Here is a 26361-nt window from a genome sequence, read left to right on the forward strand (position 1 = left end):
CCGCACGACCGACGCACCGGAGGCAATCATGAACGGCAGCAGCACCTTCCGCCGCCCGATTTCGACGACCGAGCGCATGTACTTCCCCATGCGCGACCTCGCGCCGCCGTTTCTCATGCAGCTGGTCGTCCCCGGCGACGGCGATCTCGACCCTGACCGGCTGCGCCGCGCGGTCGCCGTGGCCGCCACGGTGACCCCCGGCGCACGATTGGTGCGTCGCGGCGCCGAGTGGGTCGACGCGGGCATCGCGCCCGCCGTCCGGGTGGTGCCGGGTCACGTGCTGCACGAGACCACGCTCGAGGCCGATCCGGTGCTCACCAGCCCGATCGGACCGACGCCGGAAACCACCGTCGAGGTGCTGCTGCTGACGGGCGCGCCGGTGACGCTGGTCTTCCGGGTCTTCCACGGCGTGATGGACGGCATGGGCATGGTGCTGTGGGTGACCAATGTCCTGCGCGCGCTGCGCGGGCAGGACCCGATCCCCCAGCTCGACCCGGTGGCCGATCAGGAGCTCGTGGACCGGGTCGGGGCGCCCGGCAAGCCCGCCGCGATGGTGCCGCGCTATCGCAGCGCGACGGGCCGGGGCAGGCAGCGCCGTGGCGTCGCCCGGCATCTGTTGCGGCACCGGCGCATCGACGCGGCGGGCCCCGGTGCGCTGGCCAGGGTCTGCGCGCTGCTGGCCGCCGAGACACCGGGGACCTCGCGCATCATGATGCCGGTGGACCTGCGCAGGCACGACCCGGCGCTGCGCTCGACCGCCAATCTCGCCCTGCCGCTGTTCCTCGACATCGAGTCCGGACGCGACTGGACGTGGGTCAAGGAGCAGATCAAGACCGGTCTGCGCGAACGGCGCGAACTGAACCAGCTGGCGAACACCCGCATCACCCTGGTGCCCGACCCGGTCAATCGCGGTGTCCTGCACACGACGAACTGGCTCGGCGCCCGCTGGGGCCGGAATCTGGCCTCGGCCACCGTGTCCCACATGGGCCGCTTCACCGCCGACGAGCTGGCCGTGCCCGGTTTCCGGCCGACGGGGCTGTACGTGCTGCCCCAGCACAGCGTCGCGATGCCGCTGCTGTTCGGGCTCACCGAATTCGACGGCCACACCGATCTGACGGTGTCGGCGCGCAACGGCGACGGCGTCGAGGCCCGGCTCGAGGCGCTGCTCGACGGGATCGTGGCGATGCTCGAGACCGAACTGGCCGCGCGTCCCTCGGTGGACCGGCCGCTGTGACGGCGCTGGTTCGCCTGGTCATCGCCCGGCCGCGCGCGGTGCTGGCGGTGATCGTGGCGGTCGTCGGGTTGTGCGCGGCCTTCGGCGCCGATGTCACCCAGCGGCTCAGCGCGGGTGGGTTCGCCGATCAGGGCAGTGAGTCGGCGCTGGTCGATCGGGCGGTCACCGAGCATTTCGGACCGCAGAGTCCCGACGTGATCGCGCTCTACACCGTGCCCGCGGGCCGCACCGTCGACGAGATCGGCCCGCAGATCACCGCGGCGCTGGACCGGATCGATCCGGCCCTGCTCGCGCGACCGGCGCAGAGCTACTGGAACACCGCCGCGCCGCTGCGGAACTTCCTGATCTCGCCGGATCGCCGGCAGGCCGTAGCGGCGGTGTTCACCGCCGGTGACGACACCGCGCGCATCGCCGCCTATCCCGCGATCGCCGACGCGCTGCGCGTGCCCGGCGTCGACACCCGGCTCTCCGGCTACAGCGCGCTCAATTCCGAGATCGTCGCGCGCTCGCAGCGCGATCTCGTGGTGGCGGAGTCGATTTCGCTGCCGCTGACACTGCTGATCCTGGTGCTGGTCTTCGGTGGACTGCTCGCCGGCGCGCTGCCCGTGCTGGTGGGGGCGCTCGCGGTAGCCGGGTCCCTGGGGGTGATCCGGCTGCTCACCGAGACCACGGAGGTCACCACCTTCGCGGTGAACATCGCCTCGCTGCTCGGCCTCGGCATGGCCATCGACTACGGCCTGTTCCTGGTCAACCGGTTTCGCGAGGAATACGCCGAGAGCCGGGACGTGCCAGCGGCCATCGCCCGCACCTACGCGACCGCCGGGCGCACCGTCGCCCTGTCGGCGCTGCTGCTGATGTGTGCGTTCGCGGGCACTTTCGTGTTCCCGCAGCCGGTGCTGCGATCGCTGGGCATCGGCTCCATCGCGGCGGTGGCCCTGGCCGCCGGACTCTCGTCGACCGTCCTGCCCGCCCTGCTGGCGCTGTTCGGCACCCGCATCGGACGAGCGAGGTCGACCACCCGCACCGAGCACTTCTGGACCAGGGTGGTCGACGCCGTGCTGCGCAGGCCCGGGGTCGTCACGGTCGTCGTCGGCGCGATCCTGCTCGCCCTGGCCGCACCGCTGACCGGCATCCGGCTCGGCGACATCGACCATCGCGCCCTGCCACCCGACAGCGAGATGCGCCGCACGGTCGAAGAACTCACCACGACCTTCCCGGCCGCCGCGAGTGGCGCGACCGTGCTGATCCACGGGCTCGACGGTCCACCGCAGACGGCCGCGATCACCGCGGTGCTCGCCGACGTCGACGCGATCGCGGGCGTGCGCGATGTGGTGCAGGTGGGGCGCGCCGACGATGTCGTCGTCCTGCACGCCTTCCTCACCGCCGCCGACCGCAGCGAGGACGCCACCGCCGCCGTTCAGGCCATCCGGGCACTGGCCCCACCGCCGGAAACGACGCTGGCCGTGGGCGGCGACACCGCCGCGACCGTGGACACGGTCGACTCGACGGTGCGGCGCATGCCGCTCATGATCGCGGTGATGGTGCTGGCCACCATGGTGCTGCTCACCGTCGCGTTCCGCTCGATCATGTTGCCGCTCAAGGCTGTCGCGATGGCGTTCCTCAGCCTGGCCGCCACCTTCGGCGTGCTGACGATGATCTTCTACCACGGGTATCTCGCGGGTCCGCTCGGCATCACCGCCGGGCCGATCCCGGCGGGCATGCTGGTGCTGATCATCGCGGTCGTGTTCGGGTTGTCGACCGACTACGAGGTGTTCCTGCTCTCCCGCATGGCCGAGGCGCACCGCGCGGGCGCCGACACCACCACCGCCGTGCGGGTCGGCACGGTCAAGACCGCGCGCGTCATCACCGCCGCCGCCGTCCTGCTCGTCCTCGTCACCGGTGCGTTCGCCCTCTCCCCGTTGACTCCCATGCGCTTCCTCGGCCTCGGCATGATCATCGCCCTGGTCCTGGACGCCACGCTGGTCCGCATGCTGCTCGTCCCCGCCCTCGTACGGTTGATGGGAGAAGCCAACTGGTGGCTGCCCTGGCGGCCGCGGCTGGTCCGGATGCGCACCGGCAGGTCTCGGAGAGCACCATGGACCCGGCAGCCCGACTCCCGAACGAAGGACGACGCCGATGATCGTGACAACCCGCGAGAGGTGGCAGTCGGCCGGTGACCGGCTGCGGATCGGCGCGGAGGTAGTCCACGCCGAGGACGACGAGGCCGCACTGCGCGTTGCCGACGACCTGCCCGCGACGGCCCAGGTGCTGGCGTTGACCACGCCCGAGCTCGGCACGACCGTCGAGAGTGTGCCGGTCGACGCCGTCGAGGAGGTCCGGTGGATGCGACGCGGACCGGACGGACGCCACACCCAGGTGCTGCGGCAGCCGTCGACGGCGGCGACGCTGGACCTGCGACCGCATCCCGAAGGCGGCTGGTATCGCGAGACCTGGCGCAGCGAGCACACTTTCACGCCCGACGGTTATCCGGGCACGCGGGCCGCGGCGACCGGGATCCTGTTCCTGCTGCCGCCCGGCGAACAGTCGATCTGGCACGCGGTGCGTTCCGCCGAGGTGTGGCTGTGGCATCGGGGCGGGCCGCTCGAGCTCGATCTGGGTGGTGACGGCGATCGGCCGGGCACCGCGACGACGGTGACGCTGGGGCCGTTGATCGAAGCCGGTCAGCACGTGCAGTACGTGGTTCCGGCGGGCCACTGGCAGGCCGCGCGGCCCGCCGGCGGTGAGGAGGTCCTGGTGAGCTGTCTGGTCGCGCCGGGCTTCGACTTCGCGGACTTCCGCAGCTGAGGATCTACTCCGTCAGCAGTCGCGGGAGGTGGCCGAGGGTGTCGATGACGTGGATGCCATCGCGGATCACGGTGCCGGAGCGAATGTTCGCGCGATCGAGCCAGCAGGAGCGCAGGCCCGCCTCGTGGGCGCCGACGGCATCGACGAGGTACTTGTCGCCGACGAACGCGACCTCGCGCGGTGCGAGCCCGAGCAGCGCGCAGCCGGCGAGGAAGATGCTGGGTTCCGGCTTCGCCGCACCGTGTTCCTCGCTGCACACCACCCGGTCACCGAAGAAGTCCAGCAGCCCGACGGCCGCGAGCTTGCGCCGCTGCTGGGGCACCGCGGCGTTCGAGACGATGCCGAGGCGGTACCCGGGCGCGAGGTGCCGCAAGACCGGCTCCGCGTCCGGGAACGCCGACCAGGCGGCCCGGCGACGCGCCGCGTATCCGGTGAACCAGGCGGCCGCCTCCGGGTCGGGCACCGCCGACGGCGCGACGCCGCGCAGACGGGAGACGAACGTGCGAGCGCGGGAGAGCTGCTGCTGGGCAAACGTGAGCTCACCGACGACGAAGCGGTGGTATTCGACCTCGGTGATCTCCCGCCACAGCGTCACCGCCGCCGCGGGATCGGCGAAACGGTCGAGCAGTCCGTCCGCCCGCAACTGCGCGAGGAGACCGGCCGCTTCCGAGGACGAGTAGTCGAACAGGGTGTCGTCGACGTCGAAGAGCACACCTCGGATCGGCACGGACATCCCTTTCTCGGTTCCGACGCTGCCGGCGTCGCCTGCCCCGAGCATCGCACACGCCGATCGCGACGACGGTGCCGTCACCGCGCCCGCGAGCCCGGCCGCCGCCGCACCGCCGTCCGCTAGGTGAAGGCGTAGTCGGTGAGAGCGAAATGACCGCTGCGCCAAGCGGCTTCGAGGGTGGAGGCGGGACGCAGGGGCACGTCGCCGTGTTTGTCGAAGTAATAGCTGTTGGCGGTGGCGCAGCTGTCCTGCCAGAACACCTGCCCGCCGCGGCGGGCGAGCATCTCCCGGAAGTAGCGGTCGTTGGCCTCCTCGGTGACCTCGATGCGCTCGGCATCGGTGCTGCGGGCGTGATGCAGACAGCGCAGGATGTGACGAGTCTGGTTCTCGATCAGGGTGAAGTAGGACGCGCCGTTGTAGCCGTAGGGACCGATGATGGAGAAGAAGTTCGGGAAGCCGGGGACGCTGACGCCCTCGTAGGCCTGCAAGCGGTTCTCGTCCCACCAGGTCTCCAGATCGCGGCCACCGACGCCGTGCAGGTCATAGGTCGGCATGTTGCCCGACTCCATCACCTTGAACCCGGTGGCCAGGATCAGCACGTCGGCGCGATGTTCGGCGCCCGCCTCGGTGCGCACACCGGTGGGCGTGATCGCGCTGATCGCCGTGGTCTCCAGGGTCACGTTCGACCGGTTGAAGGTCGACAGATAGTCGTTGGAGAAGCTGGGCCGCTTGCAGCCGAGCGCGTACTTCGGGGTCAGTGCCTCGCGGACCGCCGGGTCCTTCACCTGGCGGCGCAGATGGGCAAGCCCCGCGCGTTCCCCGATCGCGGCGGTCGGCAGGGACCGGTGGTAGTGGGCGGCGAGGGGAAAGGTGAATTCGACATAGGTCTGACTCACCAACCGCGTCAGGGTGCGTCCGCCCGGCACTTTCAGCGCCAAGCGCGCGGGCAGCGGCAGCGGCATGTCGGGTCGGGGCAGGCACCAGATCGGCGTGCGCTGGAACACCGTCAGCTGCGCGACCTCCGGCGCGATCTCGGGAATCACCTGTACGGCCGAGGCGCCGGTGCCGATGATCGCGACCCGCTTGCCACGCAGATCCTGGCGGTGATCCCAGCGCGAGGTGTGCATGGTGATACCGGCGAAGTCCTCGATGCCGGGGATGTCGGGCAGTTTGGGCCGGGTGAGCACGCCGGTCGCGCTGATCACGAACCGCGCCGTCAGATCGGCGCCGTCGGCGGTGTGCAGCACCCAGCGCCGACCCTTCTCGTCGAAGTCGGCCCCGGTGACGGTGGTGCCGAAGCGGATTCGGGGCCGCAGGTCGTATTTGTCCACGCACGACTCGGCGTAGGCCTTGAGTTCGCGGCCCGGCGCGTAGACCCGCGACCAGTCGGTGCGCTGCTCGAACGAGAACTGGTAGCTGAACGACGGGATATCCACGGCGACACCGGGATAGGTATTCCAATGCCAGGTTCCCCCGACGCCGTCGGCTTCGTCGACGATGAGGAAGTCCTCGAATCCGGCGTTGCGCAGTGCGATCGCGGCGCCGATCCCGGAGAATCCGGCGCCGACGATGACGATCTCGTGGTCGATCCCGGTGGTGCTCATGCGATCTCCTTCGTCTCGCCGGCGAATTCGGGCGAGTAGTGGGTGCGGCCGCGACGGGCGAGCGTGCGGACCACGTGTCCGGCGTCCTCGGCGTAGACGATGGTGTCGACCCGGTGCTCGATCCCGTCGACCGTGCGCAGGCCCAGCGGGACCAGGCGCGCGATCGGCCAGGTCACCAGGGAGCAGTGTGGTTGCCGCAGTGTGCGGTAGTAGCCGTTGTGCACGGCGACCCCGGCGTCCTCGTCCGGGGTGAGCCGGTGCCGCAGCCACGAATCCCGCACCTGGACACGCAGATTGATCCGCGCACCCAGGCGGACCACCGGCTCGGGCAGCCGGCGCAGGATCGCGCCGGGCAGCGGTGCGCGCGGCACGATCCACACCGCGTCGGTCTGGAACACCGTCACCCGCACGGCCTCGGCGGCGATGCCGGGCAGCAGGCGCGCGGCCGCGGCCCCGCTGCCGACGATCGCCACCCGCCTGCCGCTGAACTCGTGGCGCGGGACGAAGCTCGTGTGATGGAGCTGGCGGCCGGTGAAGGTCTCGGCGAAACGAAGCGCGGTCATTTCGCCACCGGTTCGTAGGTGAGCTCGTCGGACCAGGACGGCCTGCGGCCCAGCACCCGGATCGGGAACCGGTCGATACAGGCGTTGGACACATCCGCCAGCAGCTGGAACGGCTGTCGCCGGTGAATCGTGGCCTTCCCGTGGGTCTTCACCACGTGATAGAGCGGCACCCGGCGGATGGCGGGGCTGCGTTCGCCGACGTTCTCGTAGCGGCGCACCGCCTGCCACAGCTTCTCCTCGTCGAGGCCCAGGGCGATGATGTTGGTCGACATCCGCGACAGCAGCGGCGCGTACAGCAGGGCGCCGAGCACGAACGACGGACGCACCGCGAAACCGGCCGTCTCGATGGCGATCCGGCGGAGGGGCCCGGCGCCGAGCTGTTCGAGCACCTGGAAACCGACGGCCAGGTGCCGGGACTCGTCGTTGTTGATGTGACGGAAGACCTCGTGGCACACCGGGTCGTCGACCTCGTCCAGCAGGAATTTCACCAGCGCGCCGTCCAGCGCCGTCTCCAGCGAGGGGATGACGGTGCCGAGCACCGGCAGGCTCAGCTGATCGGCGTAGCGGTCGAGCCAGCTGATCACGAGGCGGATGTTCTTGTTGGGCACCGGCATCTCGTCGCCGTCGAGCATTCCCCACCGGCGCATCAGCGCGAGTTCGGCGTTGGCGTGCTTCTGTTCCTCGGCGTGGAAGTAGCGGTAGATCTCGCGCAGCGGGCCCGGCGGCGCCTGGTGCACGAGGGCGGCGAAACCGCGCGCGCCGACGTGTTCGATCCACACCAGATCGGCCATGAAGGTGGCCAGCCGGGGGCGTTGCTCGTCGGTGATGGTGTCGGCACCCGGTGCGTCCCAGTCGATGTCGGCCAGCGCCCACTGCTTGGCGCGCACGGTGGCGAGCATATCGGGATAGGCGAACGTCATTGTTCGATCTCCTTCGGTGATGGATCAGCGCACGACCCGCTCCAGCAGGCCGGCCGAACGGGTGTAGGTCGCCGGCATCCAGCGTTTGGCCTGCCAGAGCACCTTGGCCTCGAGCTGCGGCACCACGTAGAGCTCGCCGTGGTCGACGGCATCGAGGGTGGCGCGCGCGATGGTCGCCGGTGCGCGACCGGTCCACCGCAGGAGCAGACCGCCCAGGCGCTCGGCGGTCTCGTCCATCGGCGAATCGGCCTGCATGATGTTGGTTTTCACGCCGGTCGGGCACAACACCGTCACGCCGACGCCGGTGCCTGCCAGCTCCGCCGACAGGGTCTCCGACAGCGCGAGCACGCCCGCCTTGCTGACGTTGTAGGCGGCCATCCGGGGCGCCGCGCCGAACGCGGCCGCCGAGGCGACATTGACGATCGCCCCGCGCCCCGCCGCCCGCAGGATCGGCGCGAAGACATGACAGCCGTGAATCACACCCCACAGGTTGACGCCGAGGGTGCGCTGCCAATCGTCGAGGGCGAATTCCCCGATCACCGGTCCGCCCGCGCCGATACCCGCGTTGTTGATCACGACCGTCGGCGCGTCGCCGAACCAGTCCTGGGCGGTGGCGGCGAGCCGGGTGACCTCGGCGATCGCGGTGACGTCGCAGGCGGTGCCGATCGCCTTCCCGCCCGCGGCCTCGACGAGTCCCGCGGTCTCGGCCGCGCGGTCGGGATCGAGGTCGGAGCACACGACGCGGCCACCGCGCCTGCCCAGCTCCACGGCGAAGGCCCGCCCGATGCCGCTGCCCGCGCCGGTCACCACGGCATCGGCGCTCGTGGTCCGGCGGCGTCCGCCGAAGGGAAACAGTCGCATGGCAACTCCCGGGTCGACCCGGTACGACTCGAATTGGTGGCATCTGCCACCATTGGCCGCACCTGACACCAATTAGGCTCGCGGCGGAGTACTTTGTCAACCATGGATGTGCGCGCACCGGCACGAACCTGGGGCGGACTGACCGCCGACCAGCGCAGGGCGCAACGACGCGCCGGCCTGGTCGACGCCGCCCTGACCATCTGGCTGGAGCACGGCTGGGCCGCGGTGACCATGCGGGGCGTCTGCCAGCGGACCTCGCTCAACGACCGCTACTTCTACGAACACTTCGCCGACCGCGACGAACTGCTGGCGGCGGTGTGGGACGAGGTGTGTGCCGAGGTCTTCGCCGACCTGGCCTGCGTGCTCGCCGAGACCGCGGATCGCACGCCACTCGAGGTCATGCGCGCGGCGATCACCCGCGCGGTCGAGCTCCAGGCCGACCCGCGCGGGCGCGCCCGCATCCTGCTCGCCGATCACGCGGGCAGCGCCGTGCTCGAGCAGCGCCGCAAGACCATGCTCACCGACGCCACCGACCTGCTCATCGCCGCCGCCTGGCCCTACCTGCGCGCCGGCGTCGACGAGACCGACATCCGGATGAGCACCCTGACCGGCATCGGCGGCTTCATCGAACTGCTGTCGGCTTGGCGCACCGGCGTCCTCGACGTCGACGCCGACCGCATCATCGACCACACCAGTGCCATCGCCGCCCAGCTCGCGACGATGTTCCTACCCCCGGAGATCATCGGCGACCGATAGCCCGTCGCGGAAGGGCTTCGCCGAGCGGGATCGGTGGGGCGGGCGAACTCGGTGGGCTCGCGCTCGACTACGACCGGGTGTGCTGACCGCTCGGCAAGGCGGCGACACCGAGGTCGCGCAGGGCGTCGGTCAGGAACTCGTCGACGGCGTCGGTGCGTTCGAGCTGCACCAGGTGGCCCGCGCCCGGGACCTGCACCACCGCGCGCAGATCCGGGACGTTCGCGCGCAGCACGGCCAGCGGGTCGCGGCCGCTGAAGCCCTCCATGTCGGGGTCGTTCTCGCCGTAGAGGAAGTAGGTGGGTACCGACACCCGCGCGTCCGCGAGGGCTTCGGTGAGCGCCCAGTTGCGGTCGAGATTGCGATACCAGTTCAGGCCACCGGTGAAGCCGGTACGTTCGAACTCCGTTGCCAGGGTGTCGAATTCGTCCTCGCTCAGCCACGACCAGGGCAGGTCGGGGGCTTGCGGCAGGACATCGAGGTAGCCCAGGCCCGGCGGGTTCTTCCAGGTGTCGAGGTAGTGGTAGTCGCCGGAGAGCGAGTAGTAGACCCTGGCCAGGAATTCACGGGGTCGCGCGGCCAGTTCGGCGTCGGCTACGCCCGGCTCCTGGAAGTAGGCCAGGTGCAGGAAGTGCCGCTGGGCAGCCTTGGTCCAGTACTCCGAAGGGGCGCGCGGCGGGCGCGGGGAGAACGGATTGTTGAGCACGACAACGGCATCCACGCGTTCAGGGGCGCGCAACGCCAGTTCCCACACGAGCTGGGCACCGAAGTCGAGGCCGACGAACACCGCCTTCGCCGCGCCGATGTCGTCGAGCAGCGCCAGCAGATCACCGATCACCGCCTCGTTGGTGTATGCCGCGACGTCGGCGGGGACGTCGGTGCGGCCGTAGCCGCGCAGGTCCGGGGCGATGGCCCGGAAACCCGCGCCGGCCACGGCCGCGAGCTGGCGGTGCCACACGAAACCGGTGTGCGGGAAGCCATGGCAGAAGACGACCGGATACCCCTGCCCCTGCTCGGTGACGTGCATCCGGATGCCGCCGGTGTCCAGGAATCGATGGGTCAGCTCCACTACCGTCTCCGTTTCTAGAACGTGTTCTTATTTTGACGGTAGTGTCTGGAGGCCATGAGCGGAACACCCAAGATTCTCGCCGGCCGGGTCGCGGTGGTGACCGGCGCCAGCCGTGGCATCGGCAAGGGCATCGCCCAGGAACTCGGCGCGGCCGGGGCCACCGTGTACGTCACCGGCCGCACCACCACAGCGGGCCGACTGCCGGGGACCGTGCACGCGACCGCCGAGGAGGTCACCGCGCTGGGCGGTCACGGCGTGGCGGTCGTGTGTGACCACGCCGACGACACCGCCGTCGAGAAGCTGTTCGCGCAGGTCCGCGACGAGCAGGGCCGCCTCGATGTGCTGGTGAACAACGTCTACAACTCCCCCGCGGCGGCGCGCTGGCTCGGGCGCAAGTTCTGGGACGTCCCACCGAAGGCCTGGGACGAGACCTTCGACATCGGCGTCCGCTCGCACTACGTGGCCAGCGTGTTCGCCGCGCCGCTGCTGATCGAGTCGGCCGGGCTGATCGTCAACGTCTCTTCCCCCGGCTCCCAGCGCTACATGCACAATGCCGTCTACGGCGTCGCCAAGACCGCACTGGACCGGCTCACCGCCGACCTGGCCCACGACCTGCTCGGCACCGGCGCGACCGCGGTCTCGATCTGGCCCGGCATCGTGGATACCGAACTGCTACAGATGGTTCCGGCCGACGAGAACGGGCGCCGCGAGGTGACCCTGCCCGGCGAGGGCACCTTCGATCTCAATGCCGCCGAAACGCCGCGGTTCCCCGGCCGCGCGGTCGTGGCACTGGCCGCCGACCCCGATCGATCGACCCGCGGCGGCGGGGCCTGGAAGGTCGCCGACCTCGCCGTCGACTACGGATTCACCGACGTCGACGGCCGAATTCCACGCGCCGATTGATCGCGGAGTTCACCCCTGGATTTAGGTGAGACAGTGCGTTACATTCAAATCAGGGAGAGTCGGCTCGACGACGATCCCTGTGACGATGGAGAGAAACAATGACGTTCTCGAAGACCGCTGCCGCCGATCCGGACTACACCGACGCCCTGCTCACCCTGTCGGAGGGCTCGGTACACCGCAGGTTCGATCCCTTCCTCGATATCGACTGGGAAGCACCGGAATTCGCCATCGATCGGGACGACCCGCGCTGGGTTCTCTCGGCCGAACTCGATCCGCTGGGCGCCACCGCGTGGTATCAATCGCTGCCGCTCGAGCGCCGCATCGAGATCGGCCGCTGGCGGCAGGCCAATGCCGCCAAGGTTGGGCTGGCCTTCGAGTCCATCCTCATCCGCGGGATGATGCAGTACGCGATGGCCCTGCCCAACGGGTCGCCCGAGTTTCGGTACTGCCTCCACGAGATGACCGAGGAGTGCAACCACATCCAGATGTTCCAGGAGCTGGTGAACCGCATCGGTGACGACGTGCCGGGCATGCGGCCGCTGTTCCGGGTCGCCTCGCCGTTCATCGGCGTCGCGGGCGGCTACTTCTGGGCCATCCTGTTCATCGGCATCCTCGGTGGCGAGGAGCCGATCGACCACTATCAGAAGGCCCTGATCCGGTCCGGCACCGCGACCCAGCCGACGCTGCTGCGGATCATGGAGATCCACATCGCCGAGGAAGCGCGCCACATCTCCTTCGCCAACGAGTTCCTGCGCAACCACCTCGCGCGGATGAACCCGGTGAGCACCGCGGTCTGCGCCGTGGCGTTCCCGATCGCCATGCGCTGGCTCGCCGACGAACTGGTCAAGCCGTCGAAGTCGTTCGCCACCAAGTTCGACATTCCCGACGAGGTGTTCGAGGACGCCTTCTGGCGCAGCCCGACCTCCCGCAAGATCCTCAGCGGGTTCTTCGGCGACATGCGCGCTCTGGCCGGCGAACTCGGTCTGCTGAACCCGGTGACCAGGCCGCTGTGGAAGCTGCTCAAGATCGACGGTGGTCAGGCCCGCTACCGCAGCGAGCCCGACCGCCGCACCGCTCAGGCGCGGTAGCCGTCGGCGCCCGCGCGGGACATGACGATCGTCGGCACCACCGCGCGGGCCGACAACCGCAGCAGCGAGTCGACCATCTCGACGATGTCGTTCACCGCCAGCATCCGCTCGGGCGGGATCCGGTCGTGGATCCAGGCGCTCATGTCGGTGTCGACATAGGCGGGCGCGATGGCGGTGGCGGTGACACCGTTGCCGGACTCCTCGGCGTTGAGCGTGGCCAGCAGCGAGATCATCGCCGCCTTGGCCGCGCCGTAGACCGCCAGGCCCGCCTCGGCGTACACGCCGGTGATCGAGGACAGCGCGATGACCTTGGCGCCGTGGTCCGGATCGGCGGCGGCCCCCGCCCGCAGCATCGGCAGCGCGCCCTGGATCAGTTGCAGCGGGGCGCGCAGATTCACCGCGATGGTCTTGTCGAACCGCTTCATCGAGGACTCGGCGAGCGTGCCCGCGGTACCGACACCGGCGTTGAGGATCAGCGCGGACAGGGTCGCGTACCGGTCGGCGTGCTCGGCGAGCAGGCGGGCGATCCCGTCCTCGTCGGCCATGTCGGCGGCGACGGCGACCACGTCGGGGGCGCCGAGAGCGCGCAGCTCGGTGGCGACAGCGGCGAGCCGGTCGGCGTCGCGGGCGGTGATCGTCAGCGAATAGCCCTGCCGAGCAAGCCGATTCGCGATGCCCAGGCCGATGCCACGGGAGGCTCCGCTGATCAGTGCGGACTTGGTCGCGGTCATTTCCGGTGTCCTTTCAATGCGCGCAGGCCGGCGGCCATGAACTCCGGGGTGGCCTCCGCGGCACGCTCCGCGGCGGCTCCCGCGCCGGAGCCACGCAGCGCCCGGTGGGTGATGCCCTCCCCGATCACGCCGAGTTTGAAGTTGGCCAGCGCGAGGTAGAAGCCCCAGTCGCCGAGGTCACGGCCGGAGGCGTCGGCGTAGGACTGAGCGAGGGCGTCGGCGCTGGGCATGCGGTCGCTGGTCCATGCGGCCGACGAGCCGAGCACCAGGTCGAAGATCGGCGACCGGTACACGCACATCAGCGCGACATCGGTGAGCGGATCACCGAGGGTCGACATCTCCCAGTCGACCACGGCACGCACCCGGCTCGGATCGGCAGCGTCGAGGATGGTGTTGTCGATGCGGAAGTCGCCGTGCACGATCGAGGACGCCGACGTGCTCGGCACCGCCTCGGACAGGGCCGCGTGCAGCACCGCGACATCGGCGAGCTCCCGGGTCTTCACCCGATCCCATTGCGACGCCCACAGATTCACCTGCCGTTCGACGAAACCGGCCGGGCGGCCGAACGTGCCGAGCCCCACCGCCTCCGGGTCGACGGCGTGCAGCCGGGCCAGCACGTCGACCAGCTCGGTCGCGCTCGCGGCGACCTGGTCGTCGGTGAGTGCGGCGAGGTCGTCCTGGTCGCGGATCACCCGCCCGTCGACGTACTCGACCACGGTCATCGGCGCGCCGAGGGCGGATCCCCGCTCGTCGAAGGCGACCGTGCGCGCGACCGGCACCGCCGAGCCCTGCAACGCGGCGGTGACGGTGAACTCACGCGCCATGTCGTGCGCGGACGGGGTGAGCCCGGCGACGGGTGGGCGCCGCACCACCCAGGTGGACGCGTCGTCGGCGGCCTTGAACGTCAGATTGGAGCGACCGCCGCTGATCAGTTCCACGCGCAGTTCGCCGCGCACCTCGACGCCGCCGGCCCGCAAGAACCGCTCCAGCGCGGCGACATCCATTCCGGGAAGGCTCATTCGGCGGCCCGATGCGCTCGTTCGGCCGCGCGCACCGCGCGCTTGGCGATGGCCCACCGGTGGACCTCGGAGGGACCGTCGTAGATCCGGAACGGCCGGACCTCGCGCGACAGGCGCGCCAGCGGCAGGTCCGCCGCGACGCCGAGGCCGCCGCACATCTGCATGCTGCGGTCGATGATCCGGAAGATCGCCTCGGCGGCGTAGGTCTTCGCGATGGAGGTCGCGTCGGCCGCGGACTCGCCGCGATCGAGTTCCCAGCAGGCACGAGTCAGCAGCGCGCGGGTGGCCGCGATGTCGATCTCGTTGTCGGCGATCATCTGCTGGATCATGCCGAGATCGCCCAGGCGCGAACCGAATCCGCGCCGCTGCGCCACCCGGTCCACCGCCACGTCGTGGCCGCGGCGCGCGGCGCCGAGCCAGCGCATCACATGGGTCATCCGGGCGGGGCCGAGCCGCACCTGGGCGTACTCGAAGCCGCGGTCGACCGCACCGAGCACCGCCGCATCGGGGACGAGCAGATCCTCGAAGAACACCTCGCAGTGGCCGCCGAGCATCGACCGGTCCAGGGTGTCGATATGCCTGCCGACCCGGATGCCGGGGGTGTCGGCGGGGGCGAGGAACATCGTCGCGCCGCCGCGATCGCCGGGTTCGCCCGAGGTGCGGGCCATGATGATGAACAAGCCCGCGCCGTCGGCACCGGTGATGAACCACTTGTGGCCGTTGATGCGCCAGCCGCCCTCGGCACGCACCGCCCGGGTGGCCAGGGCGGCGGGGTCCGAGCCGGCGCCGGGCGCCGGCTCGGTCATCGCGAAGGCCGAACGGATGTCGCCGCGCGCGAGCGGCGCCAGGAACCGCTGCTTCTGTTCCGGATCGGCGATGTGGGCGAGCATGTGCACATTGCCCTCGTCCGGGGCGGCGATGTTCAGCGCCGTCGGCCCGAACAGGGAGTACCCGGCTTCCTCGAAGATGGGGGCGCGATCCGACATCCCCAGGCCGTGCCCGCCGAATTCGATCGGCGCGTGCGGGGCGAACACGCCGGCCTCGCGCGCCTCGCGCTGCAACTCCACGCGCAGGGCATCGCCGCCCGCGGCGGTGATGTCGCCGTCATGGGTGTCGTCGAGCGGAAGCACCCGGTCACGAATGAAGGCGCGGGTGCGCTCGGCCAGCCGCTGTACCTCGGGCGGATGGGACAGGTCGATCGCCACGGGCTTCACTCCTCCACACACTTGCCGAACGTTCGCTCGGCACCGGACACCTACGACAGTGACATGACCCGATAACTGCTGTCAATCGACGGATTCCCGAGGGGGCAATGTTCAGCTATTCTGAACATCATGAACACCTCCGACGGCGGGCTCGGCGCCCGCCTGCGACAGGCGAGGACCGCGGCCGGCCTGTCGCTGCGGGAGACCGCGCGCCGCATCGAGGTCAGCGCCGCCACGCTGAGCGCCATCGAGACCGGCAAGACCGGCATCTCGGTCCCGCGCCTGCGGTCGCTGGCCACCGAACTCGACACGACGACCCAGTGGCTGATCGGCGAGGAGTCCGCGCGGGCACCGCAACCGCGGCCGCGCGGCGCCGCCCCCGCGGCCGACACCGCCCGCGCCTGGCGCCGATTCCCGCCGCTGGACATCGATCCCGTCCTCGCCGCCGCGATCGACTCCTTCGTCGAGACCGGCTACCACGGCGCCACCATGCGCTCGATCGCCCAGCGCGCGGGGATGAGCGTGCCCGGCGTCTACCACCACTACCGCGACAAGCAGGACCTGCTGGTGCGCGCGCTCGACCTCACGATGGACGAGCTGCACTGGCGGGTCGACGCGGCGCGTCACGAGGCGAGCACTGGTCGCGACCGGGTGACGCGGGTCGTCGAGGCGCTGGCACTGTTCCATACCCACCGGCGCGAGCTCGCCTTCATCGGCGCCAGTGAGATGCGCAGCCTCGAACCCGCCAACCGGCGCCGGATCACCGACTCCCGCAACGAGATCCAGTATCTGCTCGACGCGGATATCGACGCCGCGCTCACCGAGAACCAGCGCAGCACCGAACACGCGCGCGCCGCGGGCCGCGCGATCGCCACCATGTGCACGGCCCTGCCGCAGTGGTTCCGCCTCGACGGCCCGGCCACGCCCGAACAGATCGCCACCGACTACGCCGACTTCGCCCTCGGCGTCCTGGGCATCCCCCGCTGACGGTGCGGCCCGCCCCGAAACTCTCGGGGCGGGCCCTTCCCCATGCACCATGCGGCGCCGCCACGTCGCACGGCAGGGTCCATCGTAGACGGACCGACCTCATCTCTCCCGCAACCACACCCGGACTGCCGAGGACAACATGCCGGACCCCGGGTTGTCCGCAGATCTCACTATCGATTTCGCCCCGCACGATGCCGAGACGGGGATCGGGCCGGGCGAGCCGGCCTCAGGACGTGACCGCTTCCGCGCCCAGCGCGGCGAACCAAGCGAGGTAGTCGGCGGTGACGGCGCGCAGGCGGGCGACGGGCCAGTCGTCGGGATGGAGTTCGGCGGGCAGGACGGGGTCGGTGGTGAGGTGATCCAGCCCGGCGCAAACAGCGGCGAATCTGGCTGTGGGGTCGGGGGTTTCGATGGCTGCCAGCAGCGCGTGACCGCGGGCGGACCAGTCGGCCAACGGCCAGAGCCGGGCGGCGAGGTCGGCGGGGTCGGCGACCGGGCGGGTGCGCAGGCGGAAAACGGTGTCGTCGAGGTCAGCGGGCCAGGCGCGGTCGAGGTTGGCCGGACGCATCCAGACACCCTCGCGCAGTTCGGCCAGCCGCAGCGAGAGCAGGCGCGCGCGCAGGGCGGCACGGTCGGTGGCGGGGCGGCCGGTGGTGGTGACGACGACCTGTTCCCAGTCGCCGGTCCACGGGAGCGTCGCCGGTTCGGCGAGTTCGGTGCGGCGGGCGCGCAACGCGGGAGCGAGGGTGTAGGCGCGGTTCTCCCGCATCAGCTCGCCCGCGGCGACCATGCGGGACACGGCGACGCGGACGGTCGCCTCCGGGTAGCCGAGGGTGGTGGTGGCGGCGCAGATCTCGCGTGAGGTCATCGTCGGCGAATCGGCAGCGATGAGAATCCGGACCAGCGCCGAGCGGGCCGATACCGGGCGGACCTCGGTATCGGGGCCGGTCACAGGGGGTTGCACGGATCGAGTCTACATATTTCACTATTGCCACGGCCATCATAAATATGTAACGTTGCCGACCATCAGCCGCCTCTCCGGCGTCGCCGACGACAAGGAGCCTCGCCCATGACCGCTACCCACCCGCTCGCCGGGCGCACGATGATCATGTCCGGTGGCAGCCGTGGCATCGGGCTGGCGATCGCCGTCGCCGCCGCTCGCCAGGGCGCCAATATCGTGCTGCTGGCCAAGACCGACGTGCCGGATCCGCGCCTGCCCGGCACCATCCACACCGCGGCCGCCGAGATCGAGGAAGCGGGCGGTCAGGCGCTGGCCGTGGTGGGCGACGTCCGGGACGAGGCCTCGGTGGCGAACGCGGTCGACCAGGCGGTGGAGCGTTTCGGCGGCATCGACTACTGCGTCAACAACGCCTCGGCGATCGCGCTGGCCTCCACCGAGGAACTGCCCATCAAGCGCTTCGATCTCATGCAGCAGATCCAGCTGCGCGGCACCTACCTGCTCTCCCGCGCCTGCCTGCCACACCTGCGCAACAGCGAGAACGCGCACATCCTGAGCCTGTCGCCGCCGCTGAACATGGCCCCGCACTGGCTCGGCGGACATCCGGCCTACATGGTCGCCAAGTACGGCATGTCGCTGCTCACGCTCGGCTGGGCGGCCGAGTACGCCGAACACGGCGTCGCGGCGAACTGCCTGTGGCCGCAGACGCTGATCGCGACCGCCGCGGTGCAGAACCTGCTCGGCGGCGACGAGGCCATCGCCAAGGCCCGCACCCCGGAGATCGTGGCCGACGCCGCCGTCGCCATCCTGGGCCGCGACGCCCGCACCACCACCGGCAACACCTACCTCGACGTCGATGTCCTGGCGGCCGAGGGCATCACCGATCTGTCCGGCTACGGCGGCTCGGGCACCCTCGAGTACGACATCTTCGTCGACCCGCCGCAGTCCTGACCCGGTGCGCTGGATCAGCTCTCCGCCACCGCGGTGATCTGATCCAGCGACACGCCCTTGGTCTCGGGCACCCGGCGGTAGCAGAACACCAGCGACACCGCCGAGATCGCCGCGAAGAGGAAGAACATCGTCGAGGCGCCCCACAGCTCGCCCAGCGGCGGGAACACCAGGGAGACCAGGAAATTGCCCGCCCAGATGAGGAACGTGGTGATACTCATCGCGGTGGCCCGGATCGGGGCGGGGAAGATCTCCGACAGCAGCAACCAGGTGGGCACGCCGACGCCGACCTGGAACGAGGAGATGTAGACGATCATCAGCGCCAGCAGCAGATAGCCGGTCGCGGTGTCCTGGGTCATCCGCTCGACCAGCGCCATGCCGACCAGCGCGACCACCATCACCGACAGGCCGATGAACATCAGCGGCCGCCTGCCGATCCGGTCGATCAGACTCATCCCGATGATCACGCCGATCACCGCGCCGACCCCGATCCCGATCGACGAGGTGATGGCCGCGTTGTCGCCCATGCCCGCCTGGGCCAGCGTGGACGGCGCGTAGTAGATGACGGTGTTCACCCCGACGAATTGCTGGATCAAGGCCAGCCCGACGCCGGTGACGAACAACGCGCGCACCTTCGGCTTCCGCAATTGATCCCGCAAACTGTCTTTGACGGCGGCATCGGCGGCTTCGGTTTTCTCGATGTCCTGAATTGTCGGCTCGACATTTTCCGGATAGTAGGACTGCCGCAGGACTTTCCTGGCGTCGTCCTCGCGGCCCTGTTCCAGATACCAGCGCGGTGAATCCGGCATGAAATACATACCGATGACCAAGGCGGCCGCGGGAATCGCCGCCATCGCCAGCATCAGCCGCCAGTTCCCGGTGGGAGCCAGCAGCGCGTTGACGATATAGGCCAGTAGCTGACCGCTGGCGATCATCAGGCTGTTCATCGAGACGAGCCTGCCGCGATAGGTCGGCGGCGCGATCTCGGAGACATACATCGGCACCACCAGCGACGCGGTGCCGACCGCGACACCGAGGATCAGGCGGGTGACGATCATGACGTTCGCGTCCGGCGCCAGCGCCTGCGCCAGCGCGCCGACGAAGAACAGCCCCCCGGCCAGCAGCAGGGTCAGCCTGCGACCCCACCGATCGGCCAGCCAGCCGCCGGCGATCGAGCCGATCGCGGCGCCGACCAGCAGCGAGCTGGTGACGATGCCGACCTGGGCCTGCGTGAGGCCGAAGTCCGGAGTCAGGTAGACCAGCACACCCGAGATGACGCCGGTGTCGTAGCCGAACAGCGCGCCACCGAGCGCCGCGATGATGACGACGGTGAGCACGAACTTCTTGATCCTGGCCCGCATGGCCGCCCGTTCGGGCGTCTCGGCGCCGACAGGCGGTTCGGTCACCGGTGACACCAGCACCCGCCCGGTGTCGTCCTGAACCGTGCGCGACATCCGGACGGGGGTGTCGGAGTTCGGTTCGATGAGGTGGTCGGCGGGCCCACGCCCGCCGACCACCGGCGGGGTGAGCACACCTCCCGGCCCCTCGGGTTCCCGCTCGGTGGATCCACGCTGAGAATCGGTCATGTCCACACCTCCGCCGAAAGGGTCGGTCGATTCCTGCACCCTAATGGAGCGTCGAACATTTCCGGAAGCTCGAAATGATTCCGGAAGTATCGGCAGCCCTCGGCGGAGTTCCGTTTCGGTCGGCCGAATTACCCCGGACAACTGCCTGACGCCGTGACGTGGAATTGTGGCCAGCGCACCGGCGCGTGGCGGTGATGCGGACGGGCCCGCGTCGAGCCGGGTTCCCCGAAAGGGACTAGTGGCGGTGCAGAGATCGCACGACGCCCGCGCCCCACAGCGCCAGCCACGCCGCGGCCCCCATGTACAGGACGTAGGCCAGCACGACGAGCTCGGGGCCGTAGCTTCCCGCCCAGTCCCCCAGACGCAGCAGCGCGACGATGCCGAGGCCGAGCAGGGCGAGACCCAGGATCAATCCGGGCATCCCCAGCGGGCCGACCGACGCTTCGGTGGGCGCGGTGACCCGACCATCGCGGCCGGTAACTGACAGATTGCTATTCGATTCGAAGTAGATGCTGCTCATCACACTGAGCCCCCTTCCGGGTGGCCGTCCCGACACGGCCGGTTGCTGATCCATCCTGGATCTTTCGAGGCCCGCGACACCGAAGCGGGCAGGCAGGGCGTTTGTGACGAAAGGTCCGCGTCGACCCTGTCGTTGATCACAAACGGTTAACGTTCAGCAATTACGAGCGTGCCACCATCGGTAGCCGAATGGCAGTTGATGTGATCTGCATCACATCGAACAGACGTGCGACACGATGCGATAACGCGCGTTACATATCCGGCAAACACCCCTCGGAACTGGCGAAACCCGTCCACAACTGGACATTTGCTCAATAGGCCGACACTGCTGTGATTTATCGAACCGTTACGGCCCTGACGTGCGAAAACAGGCCGTGAGCAAACTGCGACACGGCTGCTACCCGTGCCGAGACCTCGGCCCCGTACCGGACGGACCGGACACCGACGGCGGTACGCGACGCACCGGAACCGACACGCCCGGAACGGTTTTCGGGTATCACCGACAGGGACAGCATGCCGACACGCCGTCGTTCTCCTACGATGGGCGGCGGCACACACCGATAACAGCGTGGAAGGTCGTCGACGATGAGCGACAACGCGAATGTGATCGACCAGTCGAGTCCGAGCATCGCCCGGGTCTACGACTATCTACTCGGCGGCAAGGACAACTACGAGGTCGACCGCGCGATCGGCGATCATTTCAAGCTGAACCTGCCCGGTTCGGTGGCGATCGCGTTCACCAATCGGCAGGCCCTCACCCGCGCGGTGCGTGAGATGGCCGAGGCGGGCCTGACCCAGTTCCTCGACTTCGGCAGCGGCCTGCCCACCGCCGACAACGTGCACCAGGTCGCGCAGCGGGTGAACCCCGACACGCGGGTCGTCTATGTCGACAACGACCCGATCGTGCTGGCCCACGGGCGCGCGCTGCTGGCGACCAACGACAACACCACCGTCGTGCACGCCGATGTCCGTGACTCCGTCGGCATCCGCGCCAACGAGGAGGTGAACCGGCTCATCGATTTCGACAAGCCGGTCGGCCTGATCTTCAGCGCGATCCTGCACCATCTCAACGACGACGAGGACCCGCGCGCCGTCGTCGAATACTGGACCGGGCAGATTCCCGTCGGCAGCAGCGTGTTCATCTCCCACTTCCGCTCCGGCGACAACGCCGAGACCATCGAGGCCGAGGCCAAGCTGCAGTCCACCTTCGGCCGCGGCCGCTGGCGCACCGATGCCGAGATCGTCGCGCTGTTCGGCGACCTGCGACTGCGGGAGCCCGGCGTGGCCGCGGCCGCCCGCTGGCACCAGGACGTGCCCACCGACGACAACGATTCGGCCCGCATCGGCTCGCCCGACCGGGAGCTCTCGGTCTGGGAGGAACTCATCGTGGCGGCCATCGCCGACAAGGTCTAGGGCGGTTCGTCCGGGTCGGTGACACCGGGCGAAATTCGGGCCACGACATCTCGTCCGTTCGCGCGGGTGAACGCGTCACGTTCGGCTATCTTGTGCATCTAGTTTTTCTCGATGCTGCTGGATCGTTCGTGTCGCTTCGCCGCAAGCACGTGTCGCGTGAGATCCACGCCTCGTGTTTTCGGCGACCCTCATCAGACGAAGGACGCCGGTCACCATGCCCGCACCCGTTATCCTCCACGGCCGCATCGCACGGCTGGAACCCCTTGCACCCCACCATGTTCCCGGATTGACCGCAGCCTCGGTCGCACTCGGTCCGGCCGGGTTCACCGTCGTCCCGCACGGTGAGCAGGAGGCACGCACCTACGTCTTCCAGGCCGAGTCCGCCCAGCTGGCCGGCACCGCCCTGGCCTTCGCGATCGTCACCGTGGACGACGACTGCGTGGTCGGGGCGACCAGGTTCACCCGGCTCGACTACTGGCAGGGCCCGCTGAGCTGGCCGCTGGCCGCCGAGCCCGTCACCGCGCTGCCCGGCGGCTCGATCCCCGACGCCGTCGAGATCGGCAACACCTGGCTGACGCCCGCGGCGCGCGGCGGCGTGGTGAACCTCGAGTGCAAACTGCTGATGTTGACCCACGCCTTCGACGCCTGGGGCGTGCGCCGGGTGACCCTGCGCGCCGACGCCCGCAATCTGCGATCGCGCGCCGCGATCGAACGGCTCGGCGCGGTGAGCGACGGTGTGCGCCGGGCCCATTCGCGGGGACTCGACGGCGCGGTGCGCGACACCGCGTTCTACTCGATCCTGCACGACGAATGGGCGGGTGTGCGGCTGCGGATCACCGAGCAGCTCGCCGCCCGCACCATGCTGCCGCGCGCGCCGCTGATCCCCGCCACCGCCGAGTCGTTGCGGCCCTTGGCTTCTCCGATCGGCTGAGGCTCAGCTCCGGACGGTAGCGATCCGCTCCACGATCAGCTCGGCCAGCTCCCGCGGACGCTCCTCGGGCAGCCAGTGCGAGGCGCCGTCCAAGACGGCCAGGCGGTAGTCGCCGGTGACATAGTTCTCGGTCAGCTCGGCGCCGCGGCGTGACAGCGCCGAGTCACCGGAGCTCCAGACATGGGTCACCGGCACCCGCACCGGCGCCGAGATCGCGCGCTGGCCCAGCAGCAGGATCGCCCGGTACCAGTTCAGTGCCCCGGTGAGGGCGCCGGAATCGACGATCTCGGTGTGCACCCGGGCGATCATCTCCGGCGTCATCCCGGTGCCTGCCAGCACCCGGTCGAGCAGCTCGGGACGGGCGGTCAGCACCCGCTCGGGCAGCACCGGCAGCTGGAACAGACCCATGTAATACGAGCGGGCGAGCTGATCGCTGCTGATCAGCGAACGGCGGAAGGCGCCGGGGTGCGGTACCGATACGGTCACCAGGGTGCGCACCAGGTCGGGCCGGGCCGCGGCGACCGACCAGGCGACCATGGCACCCCAGTCGTGGCCGACCAGATGTACCGGCCCACGGTCGATCTCGCGGATCAGCGCGAGGATGTCGTCGATGAGTTCGGTGATCCGGTAGGCGAAGCGGCCGCGCGGCCGCGCACCCGGCGAGTAACCGCGCTGATTCGGGGCGATGGTGCGGTAGCCGCGCGCGTTGAGCAGCGCGCAGAGTTCGGTCAGCGAGCTGGCGGTCTGCGGAAAACCGTGCAGCGCGAGGATGACCGGGCCGTCGATCGGACCGGAGTCCACCACATCGAAGCGGAGTCCGGCGCGGGTGTAGGAGGTCAGTCGGTTGCTCAAGGGACTCTCCGGTCGATCGACGGCCTAATTGACTGATGGGTAAATTACCTGGCGTTCAGTTGGCCGTCAACCATCCCGTCACCGGCCCGTTCCACCGTGCACGACGGCGACCTCGGTGCCGCCGAGGTCGAAGGCCCGGTGCAACACCCGCACCGCCTCGTCCAGGTCGGTGTCGCGGACCAGGACCGAGATCCGGATCTGCGAGGTGGCGATCAGATCGAGATTGATGCCCGCCTCGGCCAGTGCCTCGCAGAACGTCGCGGTGACGCCGGGATGGTTCTTCATACCGGCGCCGATCAGCGAGACCTTGCCGACACGATCGTCGTAGCGCACATCGGTGAACCCGATCTCGGCGCGCCGCTTCCGTAGCAGCGCCACCGCACGGGCGCCGTCGGCCGCGGGCAAGGTGAAAGTGATGTCGGTGCGGCCGGTGCCGGTGTTCTGCACGACCATGTCGATGGGGATCTCGGCGTCGGCGACCGCGCGGAACACCTGGGCGGCGTAACCGGGTTCGTCGGGCAGGCCGACGACGGTCACCTTCGCCTCGGTGCGGTCGTGGGCGACGCCGGTGAGCACCGCCTGATCGGCGGGAATGTCGGCCATCGAGCCGAACACGGTGGTGCCGATCGCATCGGTGTAGGACGACCGCACATGCACCGGAACGTGATAGCGGCGCGCGTATTCCACACAGCGCAGCATCAGCACCTTCGAGCCGCAGGCAGCCATCTCCAGCATCTCCTCGTAGGAGATCTGGTCGAGTTTCTGCGCGTCCGGCACGATACGCGGGTCGGCGGTGAACACGCCGTCGACGTCGGTGTAGATCTCGCACACATCGGCGCCCAGTGCCGCAGCCAGCGCCACGGCGGTGGTGTCGGACCCGCCGCGGCCCAGCGTGGTGACGTCGCGGCTGTCCTGGCTGACACCCTGGAACCCGGCGACGAGCACCACCTCGCCGTCGTCGAGCGCGCGCCGGACCCGGTCCGGGTCCACCTCGATGATCTTGGCGTTGCCGTGCGCGCCGGTGGTGATCACCCCCGCCTGCGAACCGGTCAGCGACCGGGCCTCCGCGCCGAGCGCGTGGATCGCCATGGCCACCAGCGCGTTCGAGATCCGCTCGCCGGAGGTGAGCAGCATGTCCATCTCGCGCGGCGGCGGCGCGGGCGCCACCTGGCCCGCCAGGTCCAGCAGTTCGTCGGTGGTGTCGCCCATGGCCGAGCACACCACCACCACATCGTGACCCTGCTTCTTCGTCTCCACGATCCGCTCGGCGACCCGCCGGATCCGTTCGGCGTCCGCCACCGACGATCCGCCGAATTTCTGCACAACCAGGGCCATCCCTCGTCCTCTCCCCTGCTCGCCCACGCGTGACCCGCGGGTAACCCCTCCGAGTATCCCGGCATTTCTGGCACGGCTGTCCTGATTCGTGGTGAAAACGACTGCCGCCGAGGTGATTCGGCCGCGATACTGGCTGGACGGGGGTGACGTCCGCGGCGTTCGTTCCCGGCTCGACATCTCTCGGCGGTAAGGCGAATTCCCATGACCGATCAGCTCTTTCGTTCCCCACGTGCCTCGTTCGGGGTCGCCGTTCTCGGCACCGGAGCACTCGCCGCCGAGGTCGTGCGGATCCTGCGCGACACGGGCGGCGATTTGCGGGAACGCGCCGGTGCGGACCTGGTCCTCGCCGAGACCGCGGAGCTGGTGGTGGACGCGACCGAGCACCTCGGTGCGGCGCACGCGGTGCTCGACGCGCTGCGCGCGGGACGGTCGGTGATCACCGCGAACACCGCGCTGATCGCCGAGTACGGGCACCGGCTGGCCGCGACCGCCGAGCAGCACGGTGCCGACCTGTTCTTCGAAGCGGCGGTGGCGGGCGGTGTTCCGGTGGTGCGGCCACTGACCCAATCACTCTCGGGCGACCGGGTGAACCAGGTGCTCGGCGTCTTTCCCCCCGAGCACAGCAGGCACGCGGCCGCGCAGGCGGCGATCCTGGCGACGCTGGCCTTCCACACTCGGGTGGAGGTCGGCGACGTGCAGTTCGAGGAGTCCGGGCCTGCGGCGGCGCCCGACCTCGCCGCCGCCGAGGCGTTGGGTCTGCGTCTGCGCACCCTCACCGTCTGCACCAGGATCGCCGAAGACGGTGGCAAGGAACAGGTCTCGGTCCGCGTCCACCCCGCGCTGCTCCCGGCGACCGACCCGCTCGCCCGCGTCGACGCGCCGTCCAGCGCGGTCGCCGTCGACGCCGCGGGTGCGGGCAGGCTGATGTTCTACGGTGACGGCGCCACCACGGCGACCGCGTCGGCCCTGCTCGGCGACCTCATCACCGCCGCCCGCAACCGCGTCCACGGCGGCCGCGCCCCGCGCGCTTCCTACTACGCCCAGCTCCCCATCGCCCCGCTCGGCGACACGCCCACCCGCTCCTACCTCAACCTGCGCGTCACCGACCACGCCGGCGCCCTCGCCCAGGTCGCCGCGGTGTTCGCCGACAACGGCGTGAGCATCGCGCGCGTACGCCAGGAGCACCAGGGCACCGACGCCCACCTGATCGTCCTCACCCACCGAGCCCGCGAGTCCGCACTCACCGACACGATCGACGCCCTCACCGACGCCCCCTGCGTCCGCGAGGTGCGGACCCGCTGGCGAATCGAAGGCACCGACGACTAGGCGCGTCGTGTCGCTGACCGC

The 26361-nt window shown here is 69.9% G+C and carries 25 protein-coding genes; 11 read left to right on the forward strand and 14 right to left on the reverse strand.

Annotated elements, in window-relative coordinates:
- Positions 1–28 precede the first annotated feature (28 nt).
- The 3 genes from ACIO52_RS22680 to ACIO52_RS22690 all read left to right on the forward strand — a co-directional run bounded on the left by ACIO52_RS22680 (position 29) and on the right by ACIO52_RS22690 (position 4039).
- Positions 29–1234, forward strand: a complete 1206-nt coding sequence (locus tag ACIO52_RS22680; protein ID WP_402646514.1) for a peptide synthetase — start codon at positions 29–31, stop codon at positions 1232–1234.
- Complete coding sequence (locus tag ACIO52_RS22685) at positions 1231–3411, forward strand: MMPL family transporter (protein WP_402646517.1); 2181 nt, start codon at positions 1231–1233, stop codon at positions 3409–3411. Before ACIO52_RS22680 ends, ACIO52_RS22685 begins: the two co-directional genes overlap by 4 nt.
- Before the next feature lie 166 nt (positions 3412–3577).
- On the forward strand, positions 3578–4039 hold the full coding sequence (locus tag ACIO52_RS22690) for a cupin domain-containing protein (protein WP_316574184.1): 462 nt from the start codon (positions 3578–3580) through the stop codon (positions 4037–4039).
- A 4-nt stretch (positions 4040–4043) separates the two neighbouring features.
- Here the strand turns inward: ACIO52_RS22690 and ACIO52_RS22695 are convergent, their stop codons facing one another.
- The 5 genes from ACIO52_RS22695 to ACIO52_RS22715 all read right to left on the reverse strand — a co-directional run bounded on the left by ACIO52_RS22695 (position 4044) and on the right by ACIO52_RS22715 (position 8717).
- On the reverse strand, positions 4044–4766 hold the full coding sequence (locus ACIO52_RS22695; protein ID WP_402646520.1) for an HAD family hydrolase: 723 nt from the start codon (positions 4764–4766) through the stop codon (positions 4044–4046).
- Positions 4767–4888: 122 nt separating this feature from the next.
- A complete protein-coding gene (locus ACIO52_RS22700) occupies positions 4889–6373 on the reverse strand; it encodes an NAD(P)/FAD-dependent oxidoreductase (RefSeq protein ID WP_218717888.1) in 1485 nt (494 codons plus the stop codon).
- The gene (locus ACIO52_RS22705; protein ID WP_316574153.1) at positions 6370–6936 is read right to left on the reverse strand and encodes an NAD(P)/FAD-dependent oxidoreductase; all 567 of its coding nucleotides are present in this window, start codon (positions 6934–6936) and stop codon (positions 6370–6372) included. The genes ACIO52_RS22700 and ACIO52_RS22705 overlap by 4 nt, the downstream gene beginning before the upstream one ends.
- On the reverse strand, positions 6933–7856 hold the full coding sequence (locus ACIO52_RS22710; protein WP_402646524.1) for a ferritin-like domain-containing protein: 924 nt from the start codon (positions 7854–7856) through the stop codon (positions 6933–6935). The genes ACIO52_RS22705 and ACIO52_RS22710 overlap by 4 nt, the downstream gene beginning before the upstream one ends.
- Before the next feature lie 24 nt (positions 7857–7880).
- The gene (locus tag ACIO52_RS22715) at positions 7881–8717 is read right to left on the reverse strand and encodes an SDR family oxidoreductase (protein ID WP_218717891.1); all 837 of its coding nucleotides are present in this window, start codon (positions 8715–8717) and stop codon (positions 7881–7883) included.
- Between the two features lie 102 nt (positions 8718–8819).
- Here ACIO52_RS22715 and ACIO52_RS22720 point away from each other — a divergent pair, with 102 nt between their 5' ends.
- Complete coding sequence (locus ACIO52_RS22720; RefSeq protein WP_218717892.1) at positions 8820–9473, forward strand: TetR/AcrR family transcriptional regulator; 654 nt, start codon at positions 8820–8822, stop codon at positions 9471–9473.
- A 67-nt stretch (positions 9474–9540) separates the two neighbouring features.
- Here the strand turns inward: ACIO52_RS22720 and ACIO52_RS22725 are convergent, their stop codons facing one another.
- Entirely contained in the window at positions 9541–10539 is a 999-nt protein-coding gene (locus ACIO52_RS22725) for an alpha/beta fold hydrolase (protein ID WP_402646527.1), read from the reverse strand.
- A gap of 54 nt (positions 10540–10593) precedes the next feature.
- Here ACIO52_RS22725 and ACIO52_RS22730 point away from each other — a divergent pair, with 54 nt between their 5' ends.
- Both ACIO52_RS22730 and ACIO52_RS22735 read left to right on the forward strand, forming a co-directional pair.
- A complete protein-coding gene (locus tag ACIO52_RS22730; protein ID WP_316574150.1) occupies positions 10594–11442 on the forward strand; it encodes an SDR family NAD(P)-dependent oxidoreductase in 849 nt (282 codons plus the stop codon).
- A gap of 98 nt (positions 11443–11540) precedes the next feature.
- A complete protein-coding gene (locus ACIO52_RS22735; RefSeq protein ID WP_402646529.1) occupies positions 11541–12530 on the forward strand; it encodes a diiron oxygenase in 990 nt (329 codons plus the stop codon).
- Here ACIO52_RS22735 and ACIO52_RS22740 read toward each other — a convergent pair.
- The 3 genes from ACIO52_RS22740 to ACIO52_RS22750 are packed head-to-tail and all read right to left on the reverse strand — an operon-like array spanning position 12518 to position 15485.
- Positions 12518–13261 (reverse strand): SDR family NAD(P)-dependent oxidoreductase, encoded by a 744-nt coding sequence (locus tag ACIO52_RS22740; protein ID WP_218717895.1) that lies wholly within the window; start codon positions 13259–13261, stop codon positions 12518–12520. The genes ACIO52_RS22735 and ACIO52_RS22740 overlap by 13 nt on opposite strands.
- The gene (locus tag ACIO52_RS22745; RefSeq protein WP_218717896.1) at positions 13258–14265 is read right to left on the reverse strand and encodes a phosphotransferase family protein; all 1008 of its coding nucleotides are present in this window, start codon (positions 14263–14265) and stop codon (positions 13258–13260) included. Before ACIO52_RS22745 ends, ACIO52_RS22740 begins: the two co-directional genes overlap by 4 nt.
- Positions 14266–14276: 11 nt before the next feature.
- Positions 14277–15485 (reverse strand): acyl-CoA dehydrogenase family protein, encoded by a 1209-nt coding sequence (locus tag ACIO52_RS22750; protein ID WP_218717897.1) that lies wholly within the window; start codon positions 15483–15485, stop codon positions 14277–14279.
- 129 nt (positions 15486–15614) lie between these two features.
- On the opposite strand from ACIO52_RS22750, the gene ACIO52_RS22755 reads away from it, so the two are divergent.
- The gene (locus ACIO52_RS22755; protein ID WP_218717898.1) at positions 15615–16472 is read left to right on the forward strand and encodes a TetR family transcriptional regulator; all 858 of its coding nucleotides are present in this window, start codon (positions 15615–15617) and stop codon (positions 16470–16472) included.
- Positions 16473–16698: 226 nt separating this feature from the next.
- On the opposite strand, the gene ACIO52_RS22760 is transcribed toward ACIO52_RS22755, so the two are convergent.
- Positions 16699–17436 (reverse strand): PaaX domain-containing protein, C- domain protein, encoded by a 738-nt coding sequence (locus ACIO52_RS22760; protein ID WP_402646533.1) that lies wholly within the window; start codon positions 17434–17436, stop codon positions 16699–16701.
- A 105-nt stretch (positions 17437–17541) separates the two neighbouring features.
- On the opposite strand from ACIO52_RS22760, the gene ACIO52_RS22765 reads away from it, so the two are divergent.
- On the forward strand, positions 17542–18381 hold the full coding sequence (locus tag ACIO52_RS22765; protein ID WP_402646536.1) for an SDR family oxidoreductase: 840 nt from the start codon (positions 17542–17544) through the stop codon (positions 18379–18381).
- A gap of 14 nt (positions 18382–18395) precedes the next feature.
- Here the strand turns inward: ACIO52_RS22765 and ACIO52_RS22770 are convergent, their stop codons facing one another.
- Both ACIO52_RS22770 and ACIO52_RS22775 read right to left on the reverse strand, forming a co-directional pair.
- Positions 18396–19964 (reverse strand): sugar porter family MFS transporter, encoded by a 1569-nt coding sequence (locus ACIO52_RS22770; protein ID WP_402646539.1) that lies wholly within the window; start codon positions 19962–19964, stop codon positions 18396–18398.
- 235 nt (positions 19965–20199) lie between these two features.
- Positions 20200–20484, reverse strand: a complete 285-nt coding sequence (locus ACIO52_RS22775) for a hypothetical protein (protein ID WP_218717900.1) — start codon at positions 20482–20484, stop codon at positions 20200–20202.
- Between the two features lie 584 nt (positions 20485–21068).
- Here ACIO52_RS22775 and ACIO52_RS22780 point away from each other — a divergent pair.
- Positions 21069–21896 (forward strand): SAM-dependent methyltransferase, encoded by an 828-nt coding sequence (locus tag ACIO52_RS22780; RefSeq protein ID WP_218717901.1) that lies wholly within the window; start codon positions 21069–21071, stop codon positions 21894–21896.
- A 214-nt stretch (positions 21897–22110) separates the two neighbouring features.
- A complete protein-coding gene (locus tag ACIO52_RS22785; protein ID WP_218717902.1) occupies positions 22111–22827 on the forward strand; it encodes a GNAT family N-acetyltransferase in 717 nt (238 codons plus the stop codon).
- Between the two features lie 3 nt (positions 22828–22830).
- Here the strand turns inward: ACIO52_RS22785 and ACIO52_RS22790 are convergent, their stop codons facing one another.
- On the reverse strand, positions 22831–23679 hold the full coding sequence (locus tag ACIO52_RS22790) for an alpha/beta fold hydrolase (protein ID WP_218717903.1): 849 nt from the start codon (positions 23677–23679) through the stop codon (positions 22831–22833).
- 78 nt (positions 23680–23757) lie between these two features.
- Positions 23758–25014, reverse strand: a complete 1257-nt coding sequence (locus ACIO52_RS22795; protein WP_316574146.1) for an aspartate kinase — start codon at positions 25012–25014, stop codon at positions 23758–23760.
- 201 nt (positions 25015–25215) lie between these two features.
- Between ACIO52_RS22795 and ACIO52_RS22800 the strand changes: the two genes are divergently transcribed.
- A complete protein-coding gene (locus tag ACIO52_RS22800; protein ID WP_402646543.1) occupies positions 25216–26340 on the forward strand; it encodes an ACT domain-containing protein in 1125 nt (374 codons plus the stop codon).
- Positions 26341–26361: the final 21 nt, after the last annotated feature.

Origin of the sequence: Nocardia sp. NPDC087230, assembly GCF_044744725.1 — a bacterium.
Classification (GTDB): Bacteria; Actinomycetota; Actinomycetes; order Mycobacteriales; family Mycobacteriaceae; genus Nocardia; species Nocardia canadensis.

What these genes read in the sequence shown, in the direction of transcription:
- ACIO52_RS22680 (WP_402646514.1), top strand. Translation starts at nt 29, where the DNA reads ATGAACGGCAGCAGCACCTTCCGCCGCCCGATTTCGACGACCGAGCGC.
- ACIO52_RS22690 (WP_316574184.1), top strand. Translation starts at nt 3,578, where the DNA reads ATGCGACGCGGACCGGACGGACGCCACACCCAGGTGCTGCGGCAGCCG.
- ACIO52_RS22700 (WP_218717888.1), bottom strand. Translation starts at nt 6,373, where the DNA reads ATGAGCACCACCGGGATCGACCACGAGATCGTCATCGTCGGCGCCGGA.
- ACIO52_RS22705 (WP_316574153.1), bottom strand. Translation starts at nt 6,936, where the DNA reads ATGACCGCGCTTCGTTTCGCCGAGACCTTCACCGGCCGCCAGCTCCAT.
- ACIO52_RS22710 (WP_402646524.1), bottom strand. Translation starts at nt 7,856, where the DNA reads ATGACGTTCGCCTATCCCGATATGCTCGCCACCGTGCGCGCCAAGCAG.
- ACIO52_RS22715 (WP_218717891.1), bottom strand. Translation starts at nt 8,717, where the DNA reads ATGCGACTGTTTCCCTTCGGCGGACGCCGCCGGACCACGAGCGCCGAT.
- ACIO52_RS22720 (WP_218717892.1), top strand. Translation starts at nt 8,820, where the DNA reads ATGGATGTGCGCGCACCGGCACGAACCTGGGGCGGACTGACCGCCGAC.
- ACIO52_RS22730 (WP_316574150.1), top strand. Translation starts at nt 10,594, where the DNA reads ATGAGCGGAACACCCAAGATTCTCGCCGGCCGGGTCGCGGTGGTGACC.
- ACIO52_RS22735 (WP_402646529.1), top strand. Translation starts at nt 11,541, where the DNA reads ATGACGTTCTCGAAGACCGCTGCCGCCGATCCGGACTACACCGACGCC.
- ACIO52_RS22740 (WP_218717895.1), bottom strand. Translation starts at nt 13,261, where the DNA reads ATGACCGCGACCAAGTCCGCACTGATCAGCGGAGCCTCCCGTGGCATC.
- ACIO52_RS22745 (WP_218717896.1), bottom strand. Translation starts at nt 14,265, where the DNA reads ATGGATGTCGCCGCGCTGGAGCGGTTCTTGCGGGCCGGCGGCGTCGAG.
- ACIO52_RS22755 (WP_218717898.1), top strand. Translation starts at nt 15,615, where the DNA reads ATGAACACCTCCGACGGCGGGCTCGGCGCCCGCCTGCGACAGGCGAGG.
- ACIO52_RS22765 (WP_402646536.1), top strand. Translation starts at nt 17,542, where the DNA reads ATGACCGCTACCCACCCGCTCGCCGGGCGCACGATGATCATGTCCGGT.
- ACIO52_RS22770 (WP_402646539.1), bottom strand. Translation starts at nt 19,964, where the DNA reads ATGACCGATTCTCAGCGTGGATCCACCGAGCGGGAACCCGAGGGGCCG.
- ACIO52_RS22775 (WP_218717900.1), bottom strand. Translation starts at nt 20,484, where the DNA reads ATGAGCAGCATCTACTTCGAATCGAATAGCAATCTGTCAGTTACCGGC.
- ACIO52_RS22780 (WP_218717901.1), top strand. Translation starts at nt 21,069, where the DNA reads ATGAGCGACAACGCGAATGTGATCGACCAGTCGAGTCCGAGCATCGCC.
- ACIO52_RS22785 (WP_218717902.1), top strand. Translation starts at nt 22,111, where the DNA reads ATGCCCGCACCCGTTATCCTCCACGGCCGCATCGCACGGCTGGAACCC.
- ACIO52_RS22795 (WP_316574146.1), bottom strand. Translation starts at nt 25,014, where the DNA reads ATGGCCCTGGTTGTGCAGAAATTCGGCGGATCGTCGGTGGCGGACGCC.
- ACIO52_RS22800 (WP_402646543.1), top strand. Translation starts at nt 25,216, where the DNA reads ATGACCGATCAGCTCTTTCGTTCCCCACGTGCCTCGTTCGGGGTCGCC.